This window comes from Streptomyces sp. NPDC045968 (genome assembly GCF_056430475.1).
The window spans coordinates 297,050-317,351 of the sequence record NZ_JBWKLF010000008.1 but is presented as its reverse complement, the minus strand read 5'-3'; the positions used below and the strand labels follow the sequence as shown (position 1 = coordinate 317,351).

The 20,302-nt window shown below is 71.7% G+C and carries 12 protein-coding genes; 3 read left to right on the top strand and 9 right to left on the bottom strand.

What is annotated here, in order from left to right; translation table 11 throughout:
• Positions 1-81: 81 nt before the first annotated feature.
• Complete coding sequence (gene guaA, locus AC07FA_RS24285; protein WP_479078147.1) at positions 82-1,668, bottom strand: glutamine-hydrolyzing GMP synthase; 1,587 nt, start codon at positions 1,666-1,668, stop codon at positions 82-84.
• Positions 1,669-2,054: 386 nt separating this feature from the next.
• On the opposite strand from guaA, the gene AC07FA_RS24280 reads away from it, so the two are divergent.
• The gene (locus AC07FA_RS24280) at positions 2,055-2,357 is read left to right on the top strand and encodes a chorismate mutase (protein WP_328905375.1); all 303 of its coding nucleotides are present in this window, start codon (positions 2,055-2,057) and stop codon (positions 2,355-2,357) included.
• A 485-nt stretch (positions 2,358-2,842) separates the two neighbouring features.
• On the opposite strand, the gene AC07FA_RS24275 is transcribed toward AC07FA_RS24280, so the two are convergent.
• The 6 genes from AC07FA_RS24275 to AC07FA_RS24250 all read right to left on the bottom strand — a co-directional run bounded on the left by AC07FA_RS24275 (position 2,843) and on the right by AC07FA_RS24250 (position 15,144).
• On the bottom strand, positions 2,843-4,672 hold the full coding sequence (locus AC07FA_RS24275; protein WP_479078145.1) for a GMC oxidoreductase: 1,830 nt from the start codon (positions 4,670-4,672) through the stop codon (positions 2,843-2,845).
• A 50-nt stretch (positions 4,673-4,722) separates the two neighbouring features.
• Positions 4,723-6,351: a succinic semialdehyde dehydrogenase gene (locus tag AC07FA_RS24270; RefSeq protein ID WP_479078144.1), complete on the bottom strand. Its 1,629-nt coding sequence runs from the start codon at positions 6,349-6,351 to the stop codon at positions 4,723-4,725.
• Between the two features lie 231 nt (positions 6,352-6,582).
• Complete coding sequence (locus AC07FA_RS24265) at positions 6,583-8,229, bottom strand: serine/threonine-protein kinase (RefSeq protein WP_479078143.1); 1,647 nt, start codon at positions 8,227-8,229, stop codon at positions 6,583-6,585.
• Positions 8,230-8,353: 124 nt separating this feature from the next.
• The gene (locus tag AC07FA_RS24260) at positions 8,354-11,059 is read right to left on the bottom strand and encodes a protein kinase (protein ID WP_479078142.1); all 2,706 of its coding nucleotides are present in this window, start codon (positions 11,057-11,059) and stop codon (positions 8,354-8,356) included.
• 180 nt (positions 11,060-11,239) lie between these two features.
• Positions 11,240-13,201 carry a serine/threonine-protein kinase gene (locus AC07FA_RS24255; protein WP_479078140.1) on the bottom strand — a complete coding sequence of 654 codons (1,962 nt, stop codon included), beginning with the start codon at positions 13,199-13,201 and terminating at the stop codon, positions 11,240-11,242.
• Between the two features lie 236 nt (positions 13,202-13,437).
• A complete protein-coding gene (locus tag AC07FA_RS24250) occupies positions 13,438-15,144 on the bottom strand; it encodes a glycerol-3-phosphate dehydrogenase/oxidase (protein WP_479078138.1) in 1,707 nt (568 codons plus the stop codon).
• A 297-nt stretch (positions 15,145-15,441) separates the two neighbouring features.
• Here AC07FA_RS24250 and AC07FA_RS24245 point away from each other — a divergent pair, with 297 nt between their 5' ends.
• Both AC07FA_RS24245 and AC07FA_RS24240 read left to right on the top strand, forming a co-directional pair.
• Positions 15,442-16,704, top strand: a complete 1,263-nt coding sequence (locus AC07FA_RS24245) for a nucleotide sugar dehydrogenase (RefSeq protein ID WP_479078137.1) — start codon at positions 15,442-15,444, stop codon at positions 16,702-16,704.
• A 119-nt stretch (positions 16,705-16,823) separates the two neighbouring features.
• Entirely contained in the window at positions 16,824-17,399 is a 576-nt protein-coding gene (locus AC07FA_RS24240) for a hypothetical protein (RefSeq protein ID WP_479078136.1), read from the top strand.
• 82 nt (positions 17,400-17,481) lie between these two features.
• Here the strand turns inward: AC07FA_RS24240 and AC07FA_RS24235 are convergent, their stop codons facing one another.
• Both AC07FA_RS24235 and guaB read right to left on the bottom strand, forming a co-directional pair.
• A complete protein-coding gene (locus tag AC07FA_RS24235) occupies positions 17,482-18,606 on the bottom strand; it encodes a GuaB3 family IMP dehydrogenase-related protein (protein WP_479078134.1) in 1,125 nt (374 codons plus the stop codon).
• 106 nt (positions 18,607-18,712) lie between these two features.
• Complete coding sequence (guaB, locus tag AC07FA_RS24230; protein WP_479078133.1) at positions 18,713-20,215, bottom strand: IMP dehydrogenase; 1,503 nt, start codon at positions 20,213-20,215, stop codon at positions 18,713-18,715.
• Positions 20,216-20,302 lie beyond the last annotated feature (87 nt).

Here is a 20,302-nt window from a genome sequence, read left to right as displayed (position 1 = left end):
TTTTTGGATCTTCCTCGGAACGCGGCGACGCCGCCGCCCTCCGGGGAGGGCGGCGGCGTCGGCCAACGGGTCCGGGTGGGACTACTCCCACTCGATGGTGCCCGGCGGCTTGCTCGTCACGTCGAGGACGACGCGGTTGACGTCGGCGACCTCGTTGGTGATGCGGGTGGAGATCTTCGCCAGCGTCTCGTAGGGCAGGCGCGACCAGTCGGCCGTCATCGCGTCCTCGGAGGAGACCGGGCGCAGGACGATCGGGTGGCCGTAGGTACGGCCGTCGCCCTGGACGCCGACGCTCCGCACGTCCGCGAGGAGGACCACCGGGCACTGCCAGATGTCACGGTCCAGACCGGCCGCGGTCAGCTCCTCGCGGGCGATGGCGTCCGCGTCGCGCAGCAGGTCGAGCCGCTCCTTGGTGACCTCGCCGACGATCCGGATACCGAGACCCGGGCCGGGGAAGGGCTGGCGCTGGACGATCTCCTCGGGCAGGCCGAGCTCCTGGCCGACCATCCGGACCTCGTCCTTGAACAGCTGGCGCAGCGGCTCGACGAGCTCGAACTCGATGTCGTCGGGGAGGCCGCCCACGTTGTGGTGCGACTTGATGTTGGCGGTGCCGGTGCCGCCGCCGGACTCGACGACGTCCGGGTAGAGCGTGCCCTGCACGAGGAAGGCGACCTCGGGGCCGTCCTCCTGGAGGATCTCCAGCTGGGCCTGCTCGAAGACGCGGATGAACTCGCGGCCGATGATCTTCCGCTTCTGCTCCGGGTCGGAGACGCCGGCCAGGGCGTCGAGGAAGCGCTTCTCCGCGTCGACGACCTTGAGCTTCGCCCCGGTCGCGGCGACGAAGTCCTTCTCGACCTGCTCGGTCTCGCCCTTGCGCATCAGGCCGTGGTCGACGTAGACGCAGGTCAGCTGGGAGCCGATGGCCTTCTGGACGAGGGCTGCGGCGACCGCGGAGTCCACACCGCCGGAGAGGCCGCAGATGGCGCGCTTGGTGCCGACCTGCTCGCGGATCAGCGCGATCTGCTCCTCGACGACATTGGTGGTCGTCCAGGTCGGCTCGATGCCGGCGCCGCGGTAGAGGAAGTGCTCCAGGACCTGCTGGCCGTACGTGGAGTGCATGACCTCCGGGTGGTACTGGACGCCGTACAGCTTCTTCTCGTCGTTCTCGAAGGCGGCGACCGGTACGACGTCGGTGGACGCGGTGACGGTGAAGCCCTCGGGGGCGGCGGAGCAGGCGTCGCCGTGCGACATCCACACCGGCTGCTCGGTGGGCGTGCCCTCGAAGAGCGTGGAACCGCTCTTGGAGACGGAGAGCGGGGTACGGCCGTACTCACGGGCACCGTTGTCGTCGACGGTGCCGCCGAGCGTGGTGGCCATCAGCTGGAAGCCGTAGCACATACCGAAGACGGGGACCCCGGCTTCGAACAGCGAACGGTCCAGGGTGGGTGCCCCCTCCGCGTACACCGAGGACGGGCCGCCCGACAGGATGATCGCGCGCGGGTTCTTGGCCAGCATCTCGGCCACCGGCATCGTGGACGGGACGATCTCGCTGTAGACCCGCGCCTCACGGACACGGCGGGCGATGAGCTGGGCGTACTGCGCGCCGAAGTCGACAACGAGAACCACGTCGGTGGTGGTGTCGGGGGCGGCGGGGGGTGCTGCTGGCACGGGGCGGCCTTCCGGCGGTGGAGAGGGGGTCGGTATTTGTCGATTCTACCGGCCGTGGAACCCCTCCCCCCGCCCGGCGGATTCCCGTTCACCGTGAAAAGCGCACCGAGCCCGTGAGAAGCGCGAGCCGACGCTCGGCGCCCGCCCGCCGTCTCACCATCCGGGCCGGGCTTTGGCCCGGAGGCCGGGGCCGGGCCATACTGGCCCCATGCGTCAGCACACGACCTTCGTCTTTACCTATGGCACCCGGCCCGCCGGCTGCCATGGTCGTGCTGCTTGAGCTACTGACAAGCAACGTTCCAGGCGCCCCGGGCCGACAGGCCCGGGGCGTTCTGGCGTTCCGGGCCTGTCGCTCCGGGGGGCCGCACCCCACCAGGAGTCACACCATGAGCAGCACCGCCCCCGCCAAGACGGCCACCGAGCAGACCGGCGCGCACACCGAGGAGGCCGCCTCGCTGATCGGCGACGCCCGCAGCCGCATCGACATGCTCGACGACCGGATCATCGGCCTCGTGCAGGAACGGATGGCCGTCTCGGCGGTCATCCAGGAGGCGCGGATCACCTCCGGGGGGCGCCGGGTGAACCTCTCCCGCGAGATGGACGTCCTCAGCCACTACAGGGAGGCGCTCGGCAAGCCGGGCACCTCGCTCGCCATGACGCTGCTGGAGCTGTGCCGCGGCCGGGTGTGAGGTACGGGGAGGCTGTACGGCCGGATCTGCGTTCGGGCCGGGTCTCACCCGTACGGCGCGTGACCGGGGCCGCACCGGCTTCGTTGGTCCGGGTGTCCGTGCCAACCAGGGGCGGCATCGTCACAAAACCACGCGTGGCTCCGCCGGGGTGTGTGACGTACCGCAGGTACGTCGTGGGACCGCATCCCGGCGCGCGTGACCGGTCGGCAGGGGACAGCAGCCCGGTCACCCCAAGTGCGGTCGGTTTCGGGGACGCCCGAACCGGCCGCATCCGGTCCCCCGGTTGCGCGGGCCGCAACCCTCCCGCTCGACGCCCAGGGCAGGTCCCCCACTGTCCCCGCCATCCGCGCACCGCTGCTGCCCCGGGCACCCTCACACCTGCGCACCCGTACCCGCGGCGCTCCCCCCGGCGCCGCTCACCGGTTCGCGGCGCGCCCGCGGCCAGGGCTGCCGCGGGCGCGCCGGAAACACTCCGTGCGGGACCGCTACCGCTTCGCCTTCGGCGGGACCGGGGGGATGCCCAGGAACGGCAGCCTCAGCGCTCCGAACGCCTCCTTCGGCACCGCCGGTGTCCGCGGCTCGACCGCCGCCAGCCGCTGGTACGCCTCGCCCTGCGCCGGACGCGGGTCCGTCTCGCCCTTGTTGGGCCAGAAGGACATGGCGCGCTCCGCCTGCGCGGTGATGGTCAGCGAGGGGTTGACGCCCAGGTTCGCGGAGACCGCCGAGCCGTCGACGACCGAGATCCCGGGGTGCCCGTACAGCCGGTGATACGGGTCGATGACGCCGCTCTCCGCGTCCGCGCCGATCGGGCAGCCGCCCAGGAAGTGCGCGGTGAGCGGGGTGCCCATCAGCTCGCCGATGTTCGAACCGGCGAAGCCGTTGATCTCCTCGGCGAGCAGTGTCGCCCCGCGCGTCGCCGCCTCGATCTGCGTGGGGTTGGGCGCGCCGTGCCCCTGACGTGCGGTGAGCAGGCCCTTTCCGAGGCCGCCCGGCTTGCGGTAGGTCGTCAGCGAGTTGTCCAGCGACTGCATGACCAGCCCGATGATGGTCCGCTCCGACCAGCGGCGGTTGGAGAGCGAACGCGCGGCCAGCAGGGGGTGCCTGACCATGCTGCCGGCCCAGCGCAGGACCCGCCGGCTGCCGTACGGCACCTGGAGGATGGTCAGCGCGCCCATGGCGTTGGAGCCCTTGCCGTAGCGGACCGGCTCGATGTGGGTGTTCTCGTCGGGGTGGATCGACGAGGTGATGGCGACGCCCCGGGAGAAGTCGGCCTTCGCCGCGCCGTGCTTCTTGCGGTACCTGCGGTCGCTGGTCTGTGAGCCGACCAGGCCCTCGGAGTTGGTACGGGTCAGCTCGCCGAGCCGGGACGAGAGCCGGGGCAGCAGCCCCCGGTCCTTCATCGTGTGCAGGAGGGTCTGCGTGCCGTACGTACCCGCCGCCACGATCACCTTCCGGGCGCGCAGCCGGGTGGGCTTCGCCTTCCTGCGGCGGTCCGTGGGGACGGTCGATACGAGGTAGCCGCCGTCCGGGTCGTCCGTGACGGCGACGACGGACGTCATCGGGTGGATGACGGCGCCGCCCTTCTCCGCGAGGTGGAGGTAGTTCTCGTTGAGGGTGTTCTTCGCACCGTGCCGGCACCCCGTCATGCATTCGCCGCACTCGGTGCATGCCTTGCGGTCGGGGCCCACGCCACCGAAGTACGGGTCGGCGACCACCCCGCCCGGCCGCGCCTTCGCCGTACCGTCGGCGTCCTCGCCGTCCCCGAAGAAGACCCCGACCGGGGCCAGGTGGAAGGTGTCACCGACGCCCATGGCCTGCGCGACCGCCTTCAGGTGGACGTCGGACGCGGTCGTGGTCGGGTTGAGCCGCACGCCCAGCATCCGCGTGGCCTGGTCGTAGTACGGCTTCAGCTCGTCCTGCCAGTCGGTGATGTCCGCCCACTGCCGGTCCTGGAAGAACGGGGCCGGCGGAACGTACAGCGTGTTGGCGTAGTTGAGGGAGCCGCCGCCGACGCCCGCACCCGCCAGCACCATCACATTGCCGAGCAGATGGACGCGCTGGATGCCGAAGAGGCCGAGAGCGGGGGCCCACAGGAAGTTCTTGATGTCCCAGGAGTTCTTGGGGAGGGTCGCCGGGGTGAAGCGGCGGCCCGCCTCCAGGACCCCGACCCGGTACCCCTTCTCGGTCAGCCGCAGCGCCGACACCGCGCCGCCGAAACCCGAACCGACGATCAGGACGTCGTAGTCGAACGCGGCGTCGTCGTCGGCCGCTCCGTCGTGCACGGACCGCTTCTGGGCAGGGCTGTCCTGGGACATGGCTCTCCTCGGTACGAAAAGGAAGAAAGTGCTGCGGTGTGACGGGCCGGTCAGCGCAGGCGGAACGCCTTCATCGCCTTCAGGCTGACGCTCATGAAGGCCGCGTGCTTCTCGTCGTCCATCCCGAAGGACGGTGCGAGCGGGATCAGCCGCTGCTGGGCGACGGTCTGGGCCTCGGTGTACTTGAGGATGCCCTCGGAGCCGTGGCGGCGGCCGAGGCCGGAGTCCTTCATGCCGCCCATCGGGGACTGGACGCTGCCGTAGGCGGGCGCGTAGCCCTCGTTGATGTTGACCGTGCCGGTCCGCAGCCGGGCGGCGATCTGGTGCCCGCGCTTTCCGTCCTTGGTCCACACGCTCGAATTGAGGCCGTACGGGGTGGCGTTGGCCAGCTCGACGACCTCGTCCTCGTCGCTGAACCGGTAGATGGAGACGACCGGTCCGAAGGTCTCCTCGTTGCAGACGGCCATGGGCTCCTGGACGCCGTCGAGGATGGTCGGCTCGTAGAAGAGCGGGCCGATGTCGGGCCGGGCGACACCGCCCGCGACGAGCCTGGCGCCCTTCTCGACGGCTTCGGCGACATGCCGGGTGACGGTCTCCAGCTGACGTTCACCGACGAGCGAGCCCATGTCGGCGCCGTAGGCGAGGGAGTTGCCGAGCCGCATGGCCTTGGTGCGCGTGGCGAAACGCCGCACGAAGTCGTCGGCGACGGACTCGTGGACGTACAGCCGCTCGATGGAGATGCAGAGCTGACCGGCGGAGGAGAAGCACGCGCGGACCGCGCCCGCCGCCGCCTTCTCCACGTCCGCGTCCTTCAGGACGAGCATGGCGTTCTTGCCGCCCAGCTCCAGGGAGACCCCGACCAGCCGGGCGGCGGCGCCCTGGGCGACCTGGCGTCCGGTGCCGGTCGAGCCGGTGAACGACACGTAGTCGGCGTGCTTGACGACCTCGGGACCGACGACGGGGCCTTCCCCGAGCACGACCTGGAACACCTCGGCGGGCAGCCCGGCCTCGATGAGCAGGTCACGGGCCCACAGGGCGGTCAGCGCGGTCTCCGTGTCGGGCTTCATCACGACGGCGTTGCCGGAGACGAAGGCGGGCAGGGCGTCGCCCACGGACAGTTCCAGCGGGTAGTTCCACGGGGCGATCTGACCGATCACCCCACGCGGCTGCCGCAGTTCGGTCACCTTGGTCAGCGTCGGGATGACACCCGTGTGCCGCTTGGGCTTGAGGTACGAGGACGCCTTGCGGCCGTAGTGCCGGGCGGCGACGGCGACGGCCTGGACCTCCTCGTGGGCGTGCAGCCGGGCCTTGCCCGTCTCCAGCTGGATGAGGTCGAGGACTTCGCCCTGACGCTCCAGGACGAGGTCGTGGAAGCGCAGGAGCACGGCGGCCCTGGTGCGTACGGGCGTCGCGGCCCATACGGGCTGGGCGGCGCGGGCCCGCTGGAAGGCGGTCGCCACGTCCTCGGGGGTGGACTCGGGCAGGTCGGCCAGCTTCTCCCCGGTGAGGGGGGTGTGGTTGGCGGTGCGGCCGGAACCGACGACGCCACGGGTCAGCTGGGCGATCACCTCGGGGGTGACCACGTCGGCGGCGGTGCGCGCGCGCGCCGGGGCGGGGGCGACCGGGTTCGTGCCCAGGGAGGCGCCGGGGGTGGCCGTGGGTGCCTGCGAGTCCGTCATGAGGGCGAGAGTATGTGCAGCCGCACTCTTTGGGTACCCGTCGGTAATAGGTTTTCACCATCCCCACAACCGCCCCGTGAGCGGCCACGCCTCCGCATCGCCAACCGAGCCAGTGATCGCTGGCCACATAAGTGCTGATCAGCGGCTATCCCCGCACCGACGGTCCGCGCCCGCGGCCGGAAAGCGCACCCGCGCGGGCCTGCTCCGCGCTCACCGGAAATCTTCGTGGCGTCAGTCGCCGTCGCCCGGCGGCTGCCAGCTGCGCAGCATCGTGTCGAACCGCTCGCGGCTGGCCGGCCAGTCCTCCTCGGGGCCCGTCATATAGAGCGCGTACTCCGGTCCGCCGGTCTCCGCGTAGTACATCTGGTCCAGCCCGTGCCGCGGGCCCGGGTGGTCCTTGGACTCGACCCAGGTGAATTCCCAGAGGGACCCGGGGCGGTCCCGGTAGATGTTCGAGTGGAGGGCCAGACGCGTGTACCCGGGCAGCCGCTTCCGGAGGTCCTTCTCGATGTTCTGCGTGTGCGCGAACGCGCTCTCGAAGTCCGGCTCCGGATCGATGCTGATCCGGATGCGGTGCCTGCCGTTGTCCGGGGTGTAGTCGATCTGGCTGCCGTCCGTCTGCCGCTGCCAGTCGACCGGTACGACGAGACTGAAGCCCGCCGGGTCGTTGATCCGCTTCCAGCCGTCGGGGACGCCGGGTATCTCGTCGGCGGACGGCTTCGGGTCCTCGACGGGCGCCTGCGCAGCCGTGGTGGGCGTGCGGGTGACGGGCCCCGAGGCGTCCGTCGCACGTGAACCCTCCTCGCCGCCCCCGTACTTCGTCGCCACGAGACCGGCCGCCGCACCGAGCACGACGACGACGGCGAGAGCCGCGAGCCACCGTCCACCGCGCCGGCCCGGGGACGAGGGAGCGGGGCCCGCCGCGGTGTCCGCCGGAACCGGCTGCGGCAGTCGGGCCGTCGACCCGTCGGGCACGGCGAGTCCCCGCAGGACCTCGTCGGGAACCCGCTGGGTCGGTACGAAGGCCTGCGCCGCCCGGGGCTCGCGGCCCTCCATGGCGTCCAGCAGCATGCGTTCCGTCTCGGCCGCCGTCGGCCGGTCCCCGGGCTCCTTGCGCAGCAGCGCGGTGATCACGGGGGCCAGCGGACCCGCCCGCCGGGGCGCGGAGGGTTCCTCGATGACGACGGCCTGCATGGTGGAGATGGGCGACGTCCTGCGGAAGGGCGAGCGCCCTTCGACCGCCGTGTAGAGCGTGGCACCGAGCGACCAGAGGTCGGAGGCGGGCCCCGGGTCGCCGCCGCGTACCCGTTCGGGCGCCAGATAGTCGATGGAGCCGACGAGTTCGCCGGTCCGGGTGATGGTGGAGTCGCCCTCGATCGCGGCGATCCCGAAGTCGGTGAGCAGCACCTGCCCGTCACGGGCGAGCAGGACGTTGCCGGGCTTCACGTCACGGTGCAGCACCCCGGCACTGTGCGCGGCCCGCAGGGCGCCCAGCACATGGAGGCCGATCCTGGCCGCCTCCCGGGGTTCGATCTCGCCGGACTCCTTGGCGGCGTCGGCGAGCGAGGGCCCGTCGACGTACTGCATGACGATCCAGGGCCGGTTGTCGTACTCGATCACGTCGTGGACGGTGACGACCCCGGGGTGGGTGATCCGGGCCGCCGCGCGCGCTTCCTTCTGCGTACGGGCGTGCAGCACGGCCCGGTCGGCCTCGGCCACGTACAGCCCCGCGGTGAGTTCCTTGACGGCCACGGTCCGGTGCAGCACCTCGTCGTGGGCGCGCCAGACCTTGCCCATGCCGCCCCGTCCGAGGACCTCACCGAGCCGGTACCGCCCGGCCAGTACGAGTCCCGCGCCAGTGCCCTGCGAATGTTCCACGTGTGTCCCCGCCCCGTTCCTTCGGGTGCCAGGTTACGGAGGGGACGGACGGCCATGGAACCTCGCACCGCTCACGAGACCGCACTGTGATGCTTGTCGCCCCGCCCGCCGGTGCGCCGGCCGCTCACGGAGCAACACGGTAGGAGGCGATGGCCTGTTCGTAGATCTCGGTGACCCGGTCGCGCTCGTTCTCCGGGCCGATGGCCTGGATGGTGTGGAAGCGGCCGTCGACGATCATCACGAGGTTGCGGACGTAGACCTCGCGGCCGCCGCTCTCCTGCCAGGTGAACTGGCCCTCCGCCATGGCCTGTCGGCCGACGTCGACCCGGCGCAGCCCGGTCGAGGAGGACCAGCTGGACTCGCGGAACGGCTGGAGCTCGGGCTCCTTGTCGCGCTGGTAGTCGAGCGGATCGCTGCCGTTGGCCTTGACCGTGTCCCGGCCCGGTACGACCAGCAGGCTGAACCCGTCGCTGCCGTAACGGATCTGACGGTCCGCGTTGGCCGGGCTGCGCCGCCACTCCTTGGGCACCCCGATCTCGAAGCCCTCCGCGTCCTTGCGGAGCGCGTAGCCGGGGGCGAGCGCGACGGCGGAGCGGCTGGTCTGCGGCTGCTGCGAACCGGCCGGTTCCGAGGCGTCGTCGGACGGCGGCCGGCTCCCCGGCTCGCTCGGGGCCGCCGAACCGGACGGGGCACCCTGACTCCCGGTGTCCTGGTCCGGCTCGGTCTTCGGCATGAACATCAGGGCGTAGGTGACGGCGGCGGCCATGACGAGCAGGATGAGCACCAGCAGCAGACGTCCCAGCCGTCGCGGCGAGTGCCCGCCGTCCCGGCGGGGCGGGGGCGTGCGCAGCGCCTTGGGCCCCTTGGGCTCGCGGGGCAGCCGGGGCTCACGCTGCGGCTTCTCGTACCGGGGCCGCTCGTACCGCTCCTTCTCGTACCGCGGCTTCTGCTTCGCCTGACGGTGGCGGCCGTGTGCGGCGCCGCCCGACCGGCCGCGGCGCCTGCGGACCAGTTCGCCCCGGCGGCGTACGACCGGCAGCCGGGTGTCGTCGGGCGACGGCAGCGGTACGACGTCGGTGCCCGCCTCCGGCTCGGGCGCCGAGCGGATGAGGGAGCGCAGCCAGCCGCGCAGTTCCTCGAAGTCGGGCCGCTCGGTGGGGTCCTGACGCAGCAGGGACTCGACGACCGGGCGCAGCGCCCCGCACTCCTCCGCGAAGGCGGGCGGTTCGGCGCAGACCATCTGGACGAGCTCGGCCGCGTTCTCCTCCGGGTACGGGGCGTGGCCCTGGACGGCCCGGTAGAGGAGGGCGCCGAGTGCCCACAGGTCGGTGGAGGGGCCGATGGGCGGCGCGAGCTGCCAGTTCTCGTGGACCGGGCCCGCCTGCTCGGGCGCCCAGCGCTCGGTGACCGCGCCGACGACGGCGATGCGTGCCTGGCGTGCGCGCTCGGCGGCGAGCGGTGTGGCGGGGCCTCGGTAGGCCGGGGTGTCGCGGCTGCCCGCGACGACCTCCTCCCAGCGGCCCGAAGGGGCCGCCGCGCCCACGGGCCGCGGCTGCCGGTCGCGGTGGTCCTGGGGGGCGCCGGCGCCGAGACGGCGGGAGTCGGCGCGCAGTGCGTCCTCGCCGGAGCCGCCGGCGGGCACGGGGCGCCCGGCGCCGGGGCCGTCGCCCCAGGTGCCGGCCAGGTGCACCCGTCGGCCGGGCGGCTCGTCCGGGCCGCTGTCCTCGTCCTCGTCGTCCTCGTCGTCGTACGGGTCCTCGGCCGTGGAGCTCCACGCTCCGGGCAGGAGCGTCCGCTCGGCGGGAGGCCGCTGGACCGGGAGGGCGTCCCGCCCGTCCTCGTCGCCGGCCGGGGCGTCCGCGCCGTCGTCCCGCTCCTCGTCGACCCGGCCCGCGGCACGCGCGGCGCCCGCGCGATAGGCCGCGATGGCCCCGGCGCGCGCGGCCCGCAGATGGGCGGCGCTCCCGGCGCCCGGCTCGGCGACGGGGACGGCGGGGTGCGCGGGGCGGGGCACGAGCTCCTGGCCGTCGGCCGCCGTCGGTGCGGACCCGAACGGCGGGGCGACCGGTGGGTCGAGCTCCGCGGGGGCCCGGGAGGCCGGGACCTCGGCGGCGGGCGCGGGGCGGTACGGCTCCGGGTCGGCCGGCGGTACGTACGGGCCGGTGGGACCGGACTCGACCGCCGGGGCGGCGTAGCCGTCCTCGTCGTCGAACTGCGGTGCCGGGACATACCCGCAGAGCGCTTCCTCGGCCGCCCCGGCGGCCAGCCCGGTCAGCACGACGCGGCCGTCGTCGCAGATCAGCACCGTACGGACGGTGATGTTCCGGTGGGTCCAGCCGTGCGCGTGGAGCACCCGCAGGGCCGTCAGCACGTCGGAGCCGATCTCGGCGGCCCGGTACGGGTTCAGGGGCCGCTCCGCGAGGAGCGCCGCGAGTGGGCGGGCGGCGACCAGTTCGCTCACGATCCAGAGCGATCCCGCCTCGGCGAACACGTCGAAGACCTGGTCGAGTCGGGGGTGATCGGGGACCTGGGCCGCGGCCTGCGCCGCCTCGATCGCACGCCGCACCGCGGGGTCCGTGGACCTGCGCACCGTACGGCCCGTGGCGCGTCTGGCGGCGGGGGGCGGTCCCTCCGCGCGGAAGTCGCGCGGGTCACGGCCGTCGTCGAGCACTTCGGCGTCCACGACCTCCGGCAACGGCACCTGCCGCACCAGGACTTCCTGGCCGCTGTATGTGTCGAACGCCCGGGTCTCGACCAGTTCGTACTCATCGGACGGAGGCAGCGGAAGGCGGTAGCGGTCGGCAAGTACCCGACCCGCGTAGTCGTCCACGACGCCTCCCCAGAGCGCGCTGTCCCCCGGTCACCGAGATCACATAAAGCCGTCAGTTCCGGTCACTTGCCGTGCAATTGACCCATCGTTCCGGCTGCGTACGGTCCTCGGCCTCTCACGATACGTGGCAAGTCCCGGCCGCGCGGCCGGGTCACCGCAACCCGGCCGTTCCGCCGCACCTCAGTCGGTCGGTTCGAAGGTGGCGAACGCCGTCTCGCGGAGCGTCCGGCACTCCTTGCCGTTCCACTCGCTCGCCTTGCAGCTGATCATGATCGAGTAGCCGTGCGTGGCGTCGACCTTGAAGCCCCGGTTCAGGACCCGGATGCGCTGCCCCTGCTGATCCCGCTCGAACTTCCAGTCGGCGACGGTCGGATAGCCGTTGAACTCGACCGTGTCTATGCCGAGGTGCTTGTAGCCGTCGCTGAAGGCGCGGGTTCCCGCCACGGCTGCCGACCAGGCGGCAGCGGCGTCGTCCTTGGGGGAGCTGTTGTAGTCGACCTGGACGCGCGGGAAGCCGCCGTCGACGTTGTAGATGCCGCCCGAGTTGCTGCCCGCTATGTCGTTGCGTCTGAAGTCCTCGGGCATCGCCATCGTGAAGTGGAACCGCTTGTCGGTAACCTCGCGGTATCCGGCGGGCAGTGCGTCGGCCGGGTCCGGCTTGTCGGTCTTCGGGTCCTCGGACGGCTTGTCCGACGCCTTGTCCGTGGGCTGGCCCTTGTCCTCGCCGTTCTTTCCGCTCCCGTCCGTGGCCTTGCCCTTGTCCTCGCCCTTGCCGGAGGCGTCGGAGCCGCCCGCGGCGGCTCCCGCCGAAGCGGACGTGTCGCCCCCGGTCGAGCCGCCGCCCTGGGTGTCCTCGTCGCCGCCGAGGCTGAGCGCGAGGACGGTGCCGATCACGGCGAGCACGACGATGCCCGCGATGACGGCCAGCGTGCGGCGCGGCACCACGTCCGTGAGCGAGGCGCGGGTCTGGGTGGTGGGCGAGGTCGCCGGACGCTGCGGGGGCACGCCCGCGGCCGAAGCCGTCGCCGCGGCCGCCGTGGGCGCCGTCTTGGCGTTCCGTACGGAGCGCAGCGCGCCGCGCAGCCGGTCCCGGGCGCCGTCGACCGATCCGCCGGCGGCGCCGGCCGCAACCGATGCCGACTTGGCGGCGGGCTTCGGGACGGACTTCGACGGAGCCTTGGGGGTCCGCTTCGGCGGAGCCCCGGCACCGGCCGCGACGTCGGCGGTCGTCGGCAGGGCCATGACCTGCGTGGAGTCGGCCGGCGGCGGCACGGGCCGCTCCGGCTGCTGGGGAGCGTTGATCACATCGTTGAGCAATGCCCGCGCACCGGCGTCGTCGAGCCGCTGGTCGGGGTCCCTGGCCAGCAGGCCGTAGATGACCTCCTCCAGCGGTCCCGCGTTCTTGGGCGGGTCGAGCGGTTCGGTCATCACGGCGGTCAGGGTGGCGATCGCCGACCCCTTGTCATAGGGCGGGCAGCCCTCGACGCTCGCGTACAGCAGTCCGCCGAGCGACCAGAGGTCGGCGGGCGGTCCCGGCTTGTGTCCCCGCGCCCGCTCCGGCGAGATGTACGAGGGGGCGCCGACGAGCATGCCCGTCGAGGTGACCGACGGGTCGCCCTCGACCTGGGCGATCCCGAAGTCGGTCAGCACGACGCGGCCGTCCTCGGAGATCAGCACGTTGGACGGCTTCACATCGCGGTGCAGGATGCCCTCGCGGTGCGCCTGGCGCAGCACGTCGAGGATGGCGAGACCCACCTCGGCGGCGCGTTTCGGCGTCAGCGTCCCGTCCTCGCGGATCGCCTCGGCGAGGGATTTGCCCTCGATGAGCTCCATGACGATCCACGGCCGGTCGTCCTCGTCGACGACGTCGTAGACCGTCACCGCGCCGTTGTTGCGGATCCTGGCGATCGCCTTCGCCTCACGCAGGGTGCGCGTGATCAGCCGGCGCTTCTCGTCCTCGTCGATGGCCGAAGGGAACCGCAGTTCCTTGACCGCCACCGTGCGGCCCAGCGTCTCGTCGACGGCGCGCCAGACCGTGCCCATACCGCCCCGGCCGAGCACCTCCCCGAGCCGGTAGCGCCCCGCGAGAAGACGGTCTTCCTTGTCCCGTTGGGGCTCCCGTGCCTGCTCCGCCTCCGACATGCGTCCCCTCTGCGATCAACCCGCCCTGGCAGAGCGTTCATTGTCCCTCACCCCGGGACCGGTCCTGGTGCCGGGTCCGGCGAGGCTGCCCAGCGAACCACACTCGGCCCCCGCAGCGTCCCACCTCTCCCGGTCGGCCGTCAGGGGCGGCGGCCCTTCTGCCCCGTAACAGCGCCTACCCTCCGTACGACTTCTACTCCTCGGCCGGTTCCAGGGGCTGATACGGGGTCACGGCATTAGATCGGCACGATGTCCGGTGCCCCCAGCCGTGCCGCGTCGGCGGTCTGGTCGTCCGGCTGGCGCTGCGACTCCCGTTCCGCCTCCACCCGCTTCTCGTAGTGCTCGACCTCCCGGTCGATCTGGCCGCTGTCCCAGCCCAGCACGGGAGCCATCAGCTCCGCGCAGAGCCGTGCGCTGCGGGTGCCCCGGTCGAAGGTCTCGATGGAGATCCGGGTGCGGCGCGTCAGTACGTCGTCGAGGTGACGTGCCCCCTCGTGCGAGGCGGCGTAGACGATCTCCGCGCGCAGATAGTCGTCCGCGGCGGGCAGCGGTTCGCCCAGCGAAGGGTCGGCCGCGATCAGGTCGAGGAGTTCCTCGGTCAGCGAGCCGTAGCGGTTGAGCAGATGCTCCAGCCTGGCGACATGCAGCCCCGTCCGGGCCGCGATCCTGGCCCGCGCGTTCCACAGGGCCCGGTAGCCCTCGGCGCCCAGCAGTGGAATGTCCTCGGTGACACAGGCCGCCACCCGCTGGTCGAGCCCGTGCACCGCCTCGTCCACCGCGTCCTTCGCCATCACCCGGTACGTCGTGTACTTGCCGCCCGCGACGACGACGAGCCCCGGCAGGGGGTGCGCCACCGTGTGCTCGCGGGACAGCTTGCTGGTCGCGTCCGACTCCCCGGCCAGCAGGGGCCTCAGCCCGGCGTAGACCCCTTGCACGTCGTCCCTGGTCAGGGGCGTGGCGAGTACGGAGTTCACATGCTCCAGCAGATAGTCGATATCCGCGCTGGACGCCGCCGGGTGCGCCTTGTCCAGGTCCCAGTCGGTGTCCGTCGTGCCGACGATCCAGTGCCGGCCCCAGGGGATCACGAACAGCACGGACTTCTCGGTCCGCAGGATCAGCCCGGTCGAGGAGTGGATGCGGTCCTTCGGTACGACCAGATGGATGCCCTTGGACGCGCGGACGTGGAACTGCCCGCGCTCGCCGATCAGCGCCTGGGTGTCGTCCGTCCACACCCCGGTCGCGTTCACCACCTGTTTGGCCCTGACCTCGTAGACGCCACCGGCCTCGACGTCCTCCACCCGCGCGCCGACGACCCGTTCACCCTCCCGGAGGAATCCGATGACCCGCGCCCGGTTCGCCACGTGCGCGCCGTAGATCGCGGCGGTGCGCACGAGCGTGGTCACATAGCGGGCATCGTCCATCTGGGCGTCGTAGTACTGCAACGCCCCGACGAGGGCGTCCCTCTTCAGCGCGGGGGCGACCCGCAGGGCCTGGCGGCGGGAGAGATGCCGGTGGGCCGGCAGTCCGCGTCCGTGCCCCGAGGACACGGACATCGCGTCGTAGAGGGCCACGCCCGAGCCCGCGTAGAGCCGCTCCCAGCCCTTGTGCTGCAAGGGATAGAGGAACGGCACCGGCTTCACCAGATGCGGCGCCAGCCGCTCCAGCAACAGCCCGCGCTCCTTCAGCGCCTCCCGTACGAGCGCGAAGTCGAGCATCTCCAGATAGCGCAGACCGCCGTGGATCAGCTTGCTCGACCTGCTCGACGTGCCGGACGCCCAGTCACGCGCTTCGACCAGACCGGTGGAGAGCCCTCTGGTGGCCGCGTCCAGTGCGGTCCCGGCGCCGACCACGCCCGCCCCCACGACCAGCACGTCCAACTCGCGCTCGGCCATCGCGGCGAGCGCCTCGGCGCGCTCGGCGGGTCCCAGTGTCGCTGTCCTCACTGCTGCCTCCCGGTAGATCGGGTGTCCGGCACGGTGCCGCGGTCGGCGCGGGTGGCCGGCCGACTGTGCCCACGCCTCGATTCTGTCCGCGGACCGCGACTTCAGCCACCGCCTGTGGACAACACCCCGGCGACTGGAGTCACGCAATGCGACATATAGGTCATATTTACGCTTAGTCTGACATTGCGCTGTCCCCAGCAGTTGCGCTTTCCGGCCTCATGGTCTTAGGGCGCGTGCCTGGCCCTGCGAGCCCGGCATGATCCACACGACAGGCCCTAGGGAAGGACGACCATCCACATGCCCGCAGACCTCGCTGTCATCGGACTCGGTCATCTCGGCCTGCCCCTCGCCCAAGCCGCCGCGGCAGCCGGTATCGAGACCGTCGGCTACGACACCGATCCCCGGTCCTTCGCCGAACTCTCCGCAGGCCGCAGCCCCGTCGAGGGCTCGCTCACGGCCTCGGACATCCGCCGGATGCTCTCCGGAGGATTCCGGCCCACCACCAATGCGGCTGAACTCGGCCGGGTCCGTACCGCCGTCATCTGCGCCCCCACCCCTCTCGGCGCGGACCGCACCCTCGACCTGGGCGCCCTCGGCGACGCGGCCCGCGCCCTCGCCGCCCGGCTGCGCCCGCACACCACCGTGCTGCTCGAATCGGCCGTGCCCCCCGGCACCACCGAGAGCTTCCTGCGGCCCCTGCTGGAAGAGGGCTCGGGGCTGCGCGCCGGGCGCGACTTCCACCTCGCCTACTCCCCCAGCCGCCTCGACCCGGGCAGCCGCACCCACGTCTACGCCAACACCCCCAAGGTGATCGGCGGCCTCACCCCGGCGTGCACCGAGTCGGCCGCGGCGTTCTACGGCAGGCTCACCGACAAGGTCGTCCGGGCCCGCGGACCCCGCGAGGCGGAGATGACGAAGGTCCTGGAGACCAACTTCCGGCACGTCAACATCGCGCTGGTCAACGAGATGGCGGTGCTCTGCCACGACCTCGGTGTCGACCTCTGGGACGTCATCCGGTGCGCCGAGACCAAGCCCTTCGGCTTCCAGCCCTTCCGCCCCGGCCCCGGCGTCGGCGGCCACGGCGCCCCCGTGGACCCCGGCTACCTCCCGTACAACAGCCGCACCCCGGGCCACCCCCTGCGCATGGTCTCGCTCGCCCAGGAGATCAACGACCGGATGCCCCAGTACGTGATCCAGCGCTGCGCCACCCTCCTCAACGAACACGGCAAGTCCGTCCGGGGCGCCCGCGTGCTGCTCCTCGGGGTCACCTACAAGCCGGACCTCGCCGACCAGGAGGCGTCCCCAGCCCGCGAGATCGCGGGCCGGCTGATGGACATGGGCGCGCAGATCGGTTACCACGACCCGCACGTCCTGGACTGGCGCGTACGCGAACTGCCCGTCCCGCGCGCGGACTCGCTGTACGAGGCAGCGGCCGGCGCCGACCTGACGGTGCTCCTCCAGCACCACCGCACGTACGACCTCCAGGGCCTCGCGGTGAAGGCCCAACTCCTCCTGGACACCCGGGGAGCCACCCCGGCGGGGGCCGCGCACCGGCTCTGACACCGGCCACCCGCCCAATCCCCGCAAGGGATTTTGGTGGGCGATGTCCGAGGGGACTGCTAGCCTGCGGCGTCGCTTCTCGCACAGTCGTGCGCATCCGTCCCAGGGGGAAATCCACCATGAGCCAGCCCGTGCCGCCGAACCAGCCCCAGCAGCCCTACGGCGGCCAGCCGTCCGACGGCAACCCGTACGCCCAGCAGCCGGCTCAGCCCGGTGCGCCGACCGGCAACCCGTTCGCGGGTCAGCAGCCCGGCCAGTTCGGTGCCGGCGCCCCGTTCCCCCCGGCGCCCCCGGCCCGTAACAACCTCGGCCTCGGCATCCTGACCGCGCTCGGCACCGCCATCGTCGCGGCCATCCTCTACGGCGTCATCGCCGGCTCCATCGAGCGCGAGGTCGGGTACGCGGCGGTCGGCGTCGGCTTCCTGGTCGGTTTCGCGGCGACGAAGGTCGGCGGCACCAACCCGATCGTGACCGTCGCGGGCGCCGCCTTCTCCCTCGGCGCCGTCTACCTCGGCCAGCTCGTCGGCATGTCGATGATCCTGGCGGACGCGTCCGGCCTGTCGTTCTCCGGCGTCTTCTTCGACCACTTCGGCGACGTGACGAAGATCTGGAAGGAAGAGGCCGACTTCATGACGTACCTCTTCCTCGCCCTCGGTCCGATCGCCGCGATCGGTGGCGCCCGCAAGGCCGACTAGTCGCCGCGCCGCACATGACGGGAGGGCCCGGACCACAGGTGTGGTCCGGGCCCTCCCGTCGTGTCCGGATGTCCGGGCGGGATCAGCGGCGGTGCTGCGAGTCCGCCACCGTCACCTCGACGCGCTGGAACTCCTTGAGGTCGCTGTAGCCCGTGGTGGCCATCGCGCGGCGCAGGGCGCCGAAGAGGTTCATCGAGCCGTCAGGGGTGTGCGAGGGGCCCGTGAGGACCTCCTCCGTCGTCCCGACGGAACCCAGGTCCACCAGCTTGCCGCGCGGCACGTCCTCGTGGACGGCCTCCATGCCCCAGTGCCGGCCGCGACCGGGCGCGTCCGTCGCACGGGCCAGCGGGGAGCCCATCATCACGGCGTCCGCGCCACAGGCGACGGCCTTCGGGATGTCACCCGACCAGCCGACGCCACCGTCCGCGATCACGTGCACGTACCGGCCGCCGGACTCGTCCATGTAGTCCCGGCGCGCCCCGGCCACATCGGCGACCGCGGTCGCCATCGGGACCTGGATGCCGAACACGTTGCGCGTGGTGTGCGCCGCGCCGCCGCCGAAGCCGACGAGGACACCGGCCGCGCCGGTACGCATCAGGTGCAGCGCCGCGGTGTACGTGGCGCAGCCGCCGACGATCACCGGGACGTCCAGCTCGTAGATGAACTGCTTGAGGTTCAGCGGCTCGGCCGCGCCCGAGACGTGCTCGGCGGAGACCGTCGTACCGCGGATGACGAAGATGTCCACACCCGCGTCGACGACCGCCTTGGAGAACTGGGCGGTGCGCTGCGGGGAGAGCGCGGCGGCGGTGACGACACCGGAGTCGCGCACCTCCTTGATGCGCTGCCCGATCAGCTCCTCCTGGATGGGAGCGGAGTAGATCTCCTGGAGCCGGCGGGTCGCGGACTCGACGGGCATCTCGGCGATCTCGTCGAGGAGCGGCTGCGGGTCGGCGTGCCGGGTCCACAGCCCTTCCAGGTTGAGAACGCCCAGGCCGCCGAGCTCGCCGATCCGGATGGCGTGCTGCGGAGAGACCACGGAGTCCATGGGGGCGGCCAGGAACGGCAGCTCGAACCGGTAGGCATCGATCTGCCAGGCGATCGAGACCTCCTTCGGGTCCCGCGTACGACGGCTCGGTACGACGGCGATGTCGTCGAATGCGTACGCCCGGCGGCCGCGCTTGCCGCGCCCGATCTCGATCTCAGTCACGATGGTGTGGCCTTTCCCTCTACGTCTGCCATGCCAGTATCCCCGACACACGTCGGAGGGGCGGCCCCGGGAACCCCCCGGGGCCGCCCCTCGGGCGACGGTGCGGCTACTTCCTGCTGTAATTCGGTGCTTCGACCGTCATCTGGATGTCGTGCGGGTGACTCTCCTTGAGACCCGCCGAGGTGATCCGTACGAAACGGCCGTTGTCCTGGAGCTCCGGTACCGTCCGGCCGCCAACGTAGAACATCGACTGGCGCAGACCGCCGGTGAGCTGGTGGACGACCGCGGAGAGCGGGCCCCGGTAGGGGACCTGCCCCTCGATGCCCTCGGGGACCAGCTTCTCGTCGGAGGCGACGCCCTCCTGGAAGTAACGGTCCTTCGAGAACGACTTGCGGTCGCCCCGGGTCTGCATCGCGGCGAGCGAGCCCATGCCACGGTACGACTTGAACTGCTTGCCGTTGATGAAGAGCAGCTCGCCCGGCGACTCCTCGCAGCCCGCGAGCAGCGAGCCGAGCATCACGGTGTCGGCGCCGGCCACCAGGGCCTTGGCGATGTCGCCGGAGTACTGGAGGCCGCCGTCACCGATGACCGGGACACCGGCCGCCTTGGCGGCGAGCGAGGCCTCGTAGATGGCGGTGACCTGCGGGACGCCGATGCCGGCGACCACACGGGTGGTGCAGATGGAGCCGGGGCCGACGCCGACCTTGATCCCGTCGACGCCCGCGTCGATCAGTGCCTGGGCACCGTCACGGGTGGCGATGTTGCCGCCGATGACATCGACCGTGGAGTTCGACTTGATCTTGGCGACCATGTCGCCGACGAGCCGGGAGTGGCCGTGCGCGGTGTCGACGACGATGAAGTCGACGCCCGCCTCGACGAGCGCCTGGGCCCGCTCGTAGGCGTCGCCCGCGACACCGACGGCGGCGCCGACCAGCAGCCGGCCTTCCTTGTCCTTGGCGGCGTTCGGGTACTTCTCGGCCTTGACGAAGTCCTTGACCGTGATGAGGCCCTTGAGGATTCCGTGGTCGTCGACCAGCGGAAGCTTCTCGATCTTGTGACGGCGCAGCAGCTCCATGGCGTCCACGCCGGAGATGCCGACCTTGCCGGTCACGAGCGGCATCGGCGTCATGACCTCGCGCACCTGGCGCGTACGGTCCGGCTCGAAGGCCATGTCACGGTTGGTGACGATGCCGAGGAGCTTGCCCGCCGCGTCGGTGACCGGGACACCGCTGATGCGGAACTTGGCGCAGAGGTCGTTGGCCTCCAGCAGCGTCGCGTCCGGGTGCACCGTGATCGGGTCGGTGACCATGCCGGACTCGGAACGCTTCACCAGGTCGACCTGGTTGGCCTGGTCGGCGATGGAGAGATTGCGGTGCAGCACGCCCGCGCCGCCCTGACGGGCCATGGCGATGGCCATGCGCGCCTCGGTGACCTTGTCCATCGCCGCGGAGAGCAGCGGGATGTTCACCCGGACGTTCTTCGAGATGTACGAGGAAGTGTCGATCTGATCGGGCGCCATGTCGGACGCGCCCGGCAGCAGCAGCACGTCGTCGTATGTCAGCCCGAGCGTCGCGAATTTCTCGGGCACTCCGTCGACGTTTGCAGTCATGACACCTTCCCCAAATGGCCTTGATCGGTGCGGATGTCCATGCTAACGGGCTTCCGGGGTGTCTCATTCCACGATCAAGATCGGTAA